Here is an 8,559-nt window from a genome sequence, read left to right as displayed (position 1 = left end):
CCGGTGTTGAGGTTGCCGGCGTTGCCGAAGCCCCAGTTGTTGTTGCCGGAGTTGAAGAACCCGACATTGCCATCACCGGAGTTGAAGAACCCGACGTTGTTGTTACCCGAGTTGAACAACCCGATGTTCCCGGAACCGGTGTTCCAGCCACCAAACCCGAATTGGTTGTTCCCCGTCAGCCCGATCCCGATATTGCCGGTGCCCGAGTTCCCGAACCCGATATTGCCCGACCCGATATTGCCGAACCCAAAGTTGAAGTCCCCCAAGTTCCCCCAACCAAAGTTCGAGCTACCCAGATTCCCGAACCCGATGTTCGAACTGCCATGATTACCCGACCCGACGTTGTGGTCACCCGAATTACCCGACCCCAGGTTCGAGCCACCGACGTTCCCGTCACCGACATTCGCGCTGCCCTGATTACCCGACCCCAGATTCCAGTCCCCGACATTGCCCAGCCCAACGTTCAACGACCCCACATTGCCGAACCCGAGATTGACCGCCATGCCTTGCAGCGCTCCGGCGAGAGTGGAGCCCACATTGCCGAACCCGGAGATGAACGCGGGGGTGGCCGAACTCAGCGTGCTGGTGTTGAACCAGCCGGACACCGTGTTGCCGAGATTGGCGAAACCGGACGACAGGGAGCCGGTGTTGAGGGCACCGGACAGACCCGAGCCCGCGCCGGTGACCAGGTTGGCCCAGCCGGAGGACAGGGCGCCGAAGTTGAAGAAGCCAGACCCGCCGCCGGTACCGGTGTTGAAGAAGCCTGACGTCGGATTCGTCGTCGAGTTTAAAAAGCCTGGTGCGGGCGCGATCTTGAGGAAGGTGATGGTGTACGGATCAGCTTGTCCGACAATCGAAATGTCGATCGTGGTGGTGGCCGAGCCGATGTTGATCGTGACGCCGGGTGCGGCGAACACGGACGCCGGGATGGTGATCGGCCCGAAGAAGGCTGAGAATCCCGTCACCGAATAGGTGAAGGCGGGGACCGTGACCCCGTTGATGGTGATGTCCTGAGCTTGGAACGCGATCTGTTCGTTGATCGGGATGCTGATCTGGAAGTTGATCGGGATGGCGGGGATACCGATCGACAGATCGACGCCGATGAGGTTCCGGTTGTCGCCGGTGACAAAGAACCCGTTGCTCGAGTTTCCGGAGATGAACGCCCCGGTGTTGAGGTTGCCGGAGTTCGCTAGGCCGGTGTTCGAGTTGCCGGTGTTGGCGAATCCGGTGTTGGTGCTGCCGGCGTTGGCGAATCCGGTGTTGGTACTGCCGATGTTGAAGGCGCCACTGTTCCGGTTGCCTGAGTTGGCGTAGCCGGTGTTGGAGTGCCCGACGTTGACGCCGCCGGTGTTGTAGTTGCCGACGTTGAGCCAGCCGGTGTTCAGGTTGCCGGCGTTGCCGAAACCCCAGTTGTGGTTGCCCGAGTTGAAGAACCCGACGTTGCCGTCACCGGAGTTGAAGAACCCGACGTTGTTGTTACCCGAGTTGAACAGCCCGATGTTCCCGCTGCCGGTGTTCCAGCCACCGAACCCGAATTGGTTGTTCCCGGTCAGCCCGATACCGATGTTGCCGGTACCTGAGTTCCCGAACCCGATATTGCCCGACCCGATATTGCCGAACCCAAAGTTGAAGTCCCCCAAGTTCCCCCAACCAAAATTGGAGTTGCCCAGATTCCCGAACCCGACATTCGAACTGCCGCTGTTGCCCGACCCGACGTTCTGATCCCCCGCGTTTCCGGACCCGAGGTTGGCACTACCGACGTTCCCGTCACCGACATTCGAGCTACCGTGGTTGCCCGAGCCCAGGTTCAGGGCGCCGACGTTGCCGTTGCCGAGGTTGGGCGAGCCGACGTTGCCGAGCCCGACGTTGACGCCGGCGAGGCTCAATGCCGATGTGATCAGCGGGATTCCGAGCGCGGTGCGCAACCGGGATTGGAAGGTGCCGGCGGCCAGCTGGCTGGAGATGGACGCCGCCCAGGCGTTCAGGGCGGCAGCCAACGCCTGATAGCCGCCGGCCAGATCGGCTGCGGCGGCGCGTGACGCGGCGGCCATCACCGGGGCGTCGGTCACCGCTGCGGCGGCCGCGGCGGCAGGGACCTGGACGGCTGCGGCCGTGAACTCGGCGGACGCCGAATCCGTGATCGTCCCGGGACTCGTGCCGGCTATCGGATCGGCGGTCGCTGCCGGCGTGGAGTGGCTCGTGGCAGCGACTTTCGCCGCAGCGGGCGCCGGCCCGCCGGTCGATGCGCCGTCGGTGCCCGAGGTCGACGATCCGCTGTCCGAGGAGCCTGACTCCGCCGGGTGGCGTCCCCGTCCGGACTGTCCGAGCCCAGGGCGGCGCACCGACGTCGTCGCGCCCGGTTCGTCCTGCGTGGTGCCTGCGGTCGCGCCGGCCGGCGGGGTGCCGCCCGGACGTTGCGGTCCGGTCTTCACCGGGGAGGCTGTGCGCGAGGCTTGGTGTCCGGTCGCGCTGTTGCCTGCTGAACCCGCACCCGCAGAGGAACTGGCATTGTCTGCGAAAGCCACGGCGGGGCCGGCAGCAAATGCGGCTCCGAGGGCGACGGTCGCCACCCCCGCCCCTAGCCAGGAGTAGGGCTCGATACGAGGTTGTGGCCGTTTACGGTGCCGACCGGGTCGCGGTTTGGTGCTCTTCTTCGCGTGATGGCAGCCGGCCACGGCGCTAAATTAACACGGCTGCCAGTACTGAAGGCGGCGACTGTTCAAGTTGCCGGCAAAATTTTGCCAACCGTTCTGCGGAGCAGATCAGCAAACTAGCGTGGACTCCGTGACACGGGTGTGCGTGGTGGGCAGCGTGAACGTCGATCAGTTCTTTCGGGTAGCCGCGTTGCCGCGGGCCGGCGAGACGGTTCTGGGCTCGTCGGTGGTGACCGCCCCAGGCGGTAAGGGCGGCAATCAGGCGGTGGCCGCGGCCCGCGCCGGCGCCGACGTGCAGTTCGTCGGAGCGGTCGGCACCGACGCGGAGGGCGATGAATTGCGGACCCATCTGCGCGCGAACGGCGTTCGCCTCGACGGTGTGGAGGCGTTGTCGGTTGTCAGCGGCCGGGCTGTCATCCTGGTCGACGACCACGGCGAGAACATGATCGTGGTGGCGCCCGGAGCCAACGGGCATCTGACGCTCAACGCGGCTGCCCGCGCCGTCATCGCGGACTGCGAGGTGCTGCTCGTTCAGTTGGAGGTGCCGGTCGCGACGGCCGTGGCTGCCGCCCGAGAGGCGCGCTCCGTCGGGGCCACGGTGATGGTCAACGCCTCCCCGGTCAGCGCCGACCCGGAACTGGCCGAGTTGGCTGATGTCACCGACGTCGTCATCGTCAACGAAGCCGAGGAACCGCACTGGCGTTGGCCAACAGAACATCTCGTGGTGACCCGCGGTTCCCGCGGCGCGACGTACCGTGGGCCGCACGGCGCTGTCGACGTCCCCAGTCCCGAGGTCGAGGCGATCGACACCACCGGGGCAGGCGACGTCTTCGCGGGCGTGCTCGCCGCCGGCTGGGCACGCGGCCATGACCGCGCACTACGGCGGGCCTGCGCCGCGGGGTCGCTGGCGACACTGATCGCCGGCGCAGGCGATTGCGCACCGCGCAGCGAGGCGATCGACGACGCCCTCACCCGGTACTGAATTCGTTACGGTTGGGGCGATAGTGTGCACTCGATGACACACAGCGACAGTCCGCGGCCGCCCGAGGGTGACTGGCTCGGCACCCCGTTCCTGAAATTCACCCGGGAGGGCGCGTTCGGGGTGTGCACCCTGGACCGCCCCGAGGCGCGCAACGCCATGACGCCGGCGATGTACTTCGGCATCAAGTACGCGGTCAACCACGTCGCGGCGGACCCGGATCTGGCCGGTCTGCTGATCACCGGCACCGGCGACGTGTTCGCCCCCGGCGGAGACATGGGCGGCGGCGGGGTGGACAACTGGCTCACCTTCGGGGCGGCGCTCGGCATGGACGCGTTACCGTTCGACACGCTGCGGCAGTCCGCCAAGCCGGTGGTGGCCGCCGTCAACGGACTGTGTCAGGGCGGCGGGCTGCAGATCGCACTGTGCGCCGACATGGCGGTGGTCAGTGACCGCGCGACGTTTCGCGTCCCCGAGCTCTACCGCGGGATCGCCGACACCTACTACAGCCAGATGCTGGCCCGGCTGATCGGCCCGGTCCGGACCCGCGACCTGATGTTCACCGGCCGCACGCTGACCGCCGACGAGGCGCTGGATTGGGGCATGGTCGCCCGGGTGGTTCCACACGACGCACTGGCCGAGACGGCACGGGACATCCTCGCCCAGTGCTGCCGCACCGCTCCGGTCGCGCGTTCGGTGGTCAAGTCCAGCATTGACAACTATCTGGGGCTGTACGACCGGATCGGCATGCAGCGCAGTCTCGGATCGCCGGAGTCCATCGAAGGTTTCATGGCGTTCAAGGAACGCCGGTCGCCAGACTGGGTGCATCCGGATCTGCGCATTGACGGCAGGCTGTAGTTCAGCCTGTTCTGAATACATTCCACGCTGTACTGTCGGAGGATGCAGAGCGTCACCCACCGCGATGCCCTCGCCCGGTTCGGTTGTGCATTGTCCGATCCCACTCGGGCCGAGATCCTCCTTCTGCTGCGCGATGGTCCCGGCTACCCGTCGGATCTGGCCGACACGATCGGTGTCTCGCGCCAGATCCTGTCCAACCACCTGGCCTGCTTACGCGGGTGCGGCCTGGTGGTGGCCGAACCCGAGGGACGACGAAGCCGCTACGAACTGGCCGACGCCCGGATCGCCAACGCCCTCGACGATCTGCTCGGGCTGGTGCTGACCGTCGACCCGGCATGCTGCCCGGCCGCGGACGATTGCTGCTGATGGCCGATGCGCTATCCGCAACGCGCCGCGCGCAACTCGGGCGGCGTATCCGGCTGTTGGTGGCGGCCACGATCGCCTACAACCTCGTCGAAGCGGCCATCGCGCTGACCGAGGGCGCCCGCGTCTCGTCGGCGGCGCTGATCGGCTTCGGGTTGGACTCGCTGATCGAGGTGTCCTCGGCGGCAGCGATCGCGTGGCAGTTCGCCGCGAAAGACCCTGAGACACGGGAGAAGACCGCGCTGCGGATCGTCGCGTTCTCGTTCTTCGGGCTGGCGATCTACGTGACCGTGGACGCGCTCCTGGCGCTGGCCGGACGTCAGGAACCCAGACACTCCCCGATCGGGATCGGACTGGCCGCCGTCAGCCTGGCCATCATGCCGCTGCTGTCATGGGCCCAACGCAGGGCAGGCCGGGAACTCGGATCGCGGTCGGCGGTGGCAGACTCCAAACAGACCCTGCTGTGCACCTACCTGTCGGCGGTGCTGCTCGCCGGACTGCTGCTCAACGCGGTCGCCGGGTGGTGGTGGGCCGACCCGATCGCCGCCCTCGTCATCGCCGGTGTGGCGGCACGCGAAGGTCGCGAAGCATGGCGCGGAGACGATTGCTGCCGGTGATCAGTCCTCCGGGATCTCCTGCTCGATTTCGGCAAGCCAGATCCGTGCCGACATGTCCGACGGCGCCCGCCAATCACCGCGCGGCGACAGCGATCCGCCGTGCGACACCTTGGGCCCGTTGGGCAGTGCCGACCGCTTGAACTGACTGAACGAGTAGTAGCGCTGCACGAAGACACTCAACCAATGCCGAATCTCCTTGAGCGAGTACGCCGGACGCTTGCCTTCGGGGAATCCCGGCGGCCAGGCTCCGCCGGCCGGATCGCTCCAGGCGTGCCAGGCCAGGAACGCGATCTTCGACGGCCGGAAGCCGTATCGCAACACCTGAAACAACGAGAAATCCTGCAGCGAGTACGGGCCGACCTTGGCTTCGCTGCTCTGGATCTCCTCGTCCTCACCGGTCGGCACCAGTTCGGGGGTGATCTCGGTGTCGAGGACCGACTGCAGAATCTCGCCGACCTCATCGGAGAACTCTCCGGACGAGATCACCCACCGGATCAGGTGCTGGATAAGGGTTTTCGGCACTCCACCGTTGACATTGTAGTGTGACATCTGATCGCCGACCCCGTAGGTCGACCAGCCCAGGCCGAGTTCGGAGAGGTCGCCGGTACCCAGGACGATCCCGCCGCGCTGATTGGCGATCCGGAACAGGTAGTCGGTGCGCAGCCCTGCCTGGACGTTCTCGAAGGTCACGTCGTACACCTTCTCGCCGCGGGAGAAGGGGTGACCGATCTCCGTCAACATCAGCGTGGCGGTGTCTCGAATGTCCAACTCGGAGAACGTGACTCCCAGCGCCTGCGACAGCTTGATCGCATTGCTCTTGGTGCGCTCACCGGTCGCGAACCCCGGCAGGGTGAATGCCAGGATGTCGCTGCGGGGCCGGCCTTCCCGGTCCATGGCCCGGGCGGCCACGATGAGGGCGTGCGTCGAGTCCAGGCCGCCGGACACCCCGATCACGACCTTCGGATAGTTCAGTGCCCGCAGTCGCTGCTCGAGACCGGCGACCTGGATGTTGTAGCCCTCGTAGCAATCCTGCTCCAGGCGAAGCGGATCGCTCGGCACGAACGGAAACCGCTCCACCTCGCGCATCAATCCGATGTCTCCACTCGGCGGGTCGAGGCGGAACCCGATGCGCCGGAACGCCTTCAACCGATCCTGATGGTGGCGACGATTGTCGTCGAAGGTGCCCATCCGGAGCCGCTCAGAGCGCAACAGATCCATGTCGACATCGGCGACCGAGCGTCGCTCCCCTTTCGGAAATCGCTCGGATTCGGCCAGCAGACGGCCGTTCTCGTAGATCATCGTCTGGCCGTCCCACGCCAAATCGGTGCTGGACTCCCCCTCGCCCGCCGCGGCGTAGATGTAGGCAGCCAGGCAGCGCCCCGATGCCGAACGGGCCAGGAGCTTGCGGTCCTCGGCCCGGCCGATCGTGATCGGGCTACCGGATAGGTTCGCCAACACCGTCGCACCCGCCAGAGCTGCCTCGGCGCTCGGCGGAATCGGGACGAACATGTCCTCGCAGATCTCGACATGCAACACCAGCCCGGACACGTCGTCGGCGGCGAACAACAGGTCCGGACCGAACGGCACGTCTACACCACCGATGCGGATCGTGCCCGCCATGTCGTCACCGGCCGCGACCTGACGACGTTCGTAGAACTCGCGGTAGTTCGGCAGATAGGACTTCGGCACCACCCCGAGCACCGCACCGCGGTGGATGACCACTGCGGTGTTGTAGATGCGATGCAGATACCGCAGCGGCGCTCCGACCACCAGCACGCCGAACAGATCGGCCGACGCCGCGACCACCTCGAGCAGGGCGTCTTCAACGGCGTCGAGCAGCGAGTCCTGCAGCAGGATGTCCTCGATCGAGTAGCCCGACAAGGTGAGCTCCGGGAACACCGTCACCGCGACGCTGTCGTCGTGGTTGGCCCGCGCGATCCGCAGCACCGACTCGGCGTTGGCTGCGGGGTCCGCCAGCACCGTGTGGTGTGTGCAGGCAGCGACCCGCACGAACCCGTGCCGGTAGGCGGAGTAGAAATCCATGGCCCCATTGTTGCCCGTCACTCCCGCAGCGGAAACGGGAACCACCCGTTCGAACGTCTCCGACGTGTCGTTCGCCCCTGAGCGGGTAGTCGCCGGGACATGTCCAATACCGCGCTGTTGGTGGTCGACATGCTCAACGCCTACCAACATCCCGACGCCGACATGCTGGCCGGCAACGTCACCGACATCGTCGAACCCCTGGCCGACCCGATCACCGAGGCCAGGGACCGTGACGACGTCGAGTTGATCTACGTCAACGACAACTACGGCGATTTCACCGCCGAGCCCAGTGACCTCGTTCGAAACGCCCTGGACGGGGCCCGGCCGGAGTTGGTCCGCCCCATCGCCCCGCACTCGGGCGCCCGGATCATGACGAAGGTGCGGCACAGCGCCTTCTACGCCACCCCGCTGGACTACCTGTTGACTCGGCTCGACGTCGACAAGGTGATCCTCACGGGCCAAGTCACCGAACAGTGCATCCTCTACAGCGCCCTGGACGCCTACGTCCGCCACTACTCGGTGATGGTGCCCAAAGACGCGGTGGCGCACATCGATTCGGACCTCGGCGCGGCCGCCCTGGCGATGATGGAACGCAACATGAGCGCCGAGATCGTCGCCGCAACCACGTGCCTGCCCTGACCGGCGCAGGTGCCCGTCAGCGCGCCAAACAGGTTGAGCAGAGCCCGTTTCGAGTAGGGCTCTACGCGCTCGATCGGGCCGAACCGGTCGTAGGTTTTCCTCACCGGCCGGAAATCGCCGGCCTGCCAGATCGGGGGATCGAAATGTTGTCTGTTCATGCGCCTATGCACCCGTCGCCGCGAGTCGTCGACACCCGGCCGACCGTCCTGGTCACCGAACACGAGGCGAAACTGCTGACCGCTGCCGCCATCTCTGCGCCCGCCAAGGCGGGCATGGTCTCGCGCTGGATCGCCGCGCACCGGGCGGCTCATGAGGCTCCTGTCAGCCATCGTCGACTTGTCGCCCACTACGACTTCCTAGAGCCCTCCGCCATGGCACGTGCCATGGAACGGCTGTGAACCCTGAC

The 8,559-nt window shown here is 66.2% G+C and carries 8 protein-coding genes; 6 read left to right on the top strand and 2 right to left on the bottom strand.

What is annotated here, in order from left to right; all coding sequences use genetic code 11:
- Positions 1-2,432, bottom strand: a 2,432-nt coding sequence (locus AB4879_RS00265) for a beta strand repeat-containing protein (RefSeq protein ID WP_370505938.1), incomplete at its 3' end; no start/stop codon positions are given.
- 352 nt (positions 2,433-2,784) lie between these two features.
- Between AB4879_RS00265 and AB4879_RS00260 the strand changes: the two genes are divergently transcribed.
- From AB4879_RS00260 to AB4879_RS00245, 4 genes are read left to right on the top strand one after another with little or no spacing between them, the layout of a single operon-like run.
- Complete coding sequence (locus tag AB4879_RS00260) at positions 2,785-3,636, top strand: ribokinase (RefSeq protein ID WP_370505937.1); 852 nt, start codon at positions 2,785-2,787, stop codon at positions 3,634-3,636.
- Between the two features lie 33 nt (positions 3,637-3,669).
- Entirely contained in the window at positions 3,670-4,491 is an 822-nt protein-coding gene (locus AB4879_RS00255; RefSeq protein ID WP_102805658.1) for an enoyl-CoA hydratase/isomerase family protein, read from the top strand.
- Between the two features lie 42 nt (positions 4,492-4,533).
- Positions 4,534-4,857, top strand: a complete 324-nt coding sequence (locus tag AB4879_RS00250; protein ID WP_370505936.1) for an ArsR/SmtB family transcription factor — start codon at positions 4,534-4,536, stop codon at positions 4,855-4,857.
- Positions 4,827-5,471 carry a cation transporter gene (locus AB4879_RS00245; RefSeq protein WP_370505935.1) on the top strand — a complete coding sequence of 215 codons (645 nt, stop codon included), beginning with the start codon at positions 4,827-4,829 and terminating at the stop codon, positions 5,469-5,471. The genes AB4879_RS00250 and AB4879_RS00245 overlap by 31 nt, the downstream gene beginning before the upstream one ends.
- On the opposite strand, the gene AB4879_RS00240 is transcribed toward AB4879_RS00245, so the two are convergent.
- Positions 5,472-7,514 (bottom strand): NAD(+) synthase, encoded by a 2,043-nt coding sequence (locus tag AB4879_RS00240; RefSeq protein WP_370505934.1) that lies wholly within the window; start codon positions 7,512-7,514, stop codon positions 5,472-5,474.
- Between the two features lie 99 nt (positions 7,515-7,613).
- Here AB4879_RS00240 and AB4879_RS00235 point away from each other — a divergent pair, with 99 nt between their 5' ends.
- Both AB4879_RS00235 and AB4879_RS00230 read left to right on the top strand, forming a co-directional pair.
- Positions 7,614-8,153, top strand: a complete 540-nt coding sequence (locus tag AB4879_RS00235; protein ID WP_370505933.1) for a cysteine hydrolase family protein — start codon at positions 7,614-7,616, stop codon at positions 8,151-8,153.
- 164 nt (positions 8,154-8,317) lie between these two features.
- Positions 8,318-8,551, top strand: coding sequence for a hypothetical protein (locus tag AB4879_RS00230; protein WP_370505932.1), 234 nt, complete (start codon positions 8,318-8,320; stop codon positions 8,549-8,551).
- The last annotated feature ends 8 nt before the right edge of the window (positions 8,552-8,559 follow it).

Source organism: Mycobacterium sp. SA01 (genome assembly GCF_041287105.1).
Classification (GTDB): domain Bacteria; phylum Actinomycetota; class Actinomycetes; order Mycobacteriales; family Mycobacteriaceae; genus Mycobacterium.
Note: the sequence above shows the minus strand (reverse complement) of the source record. Positions and strands in the feature narration are given on the sequence as shown.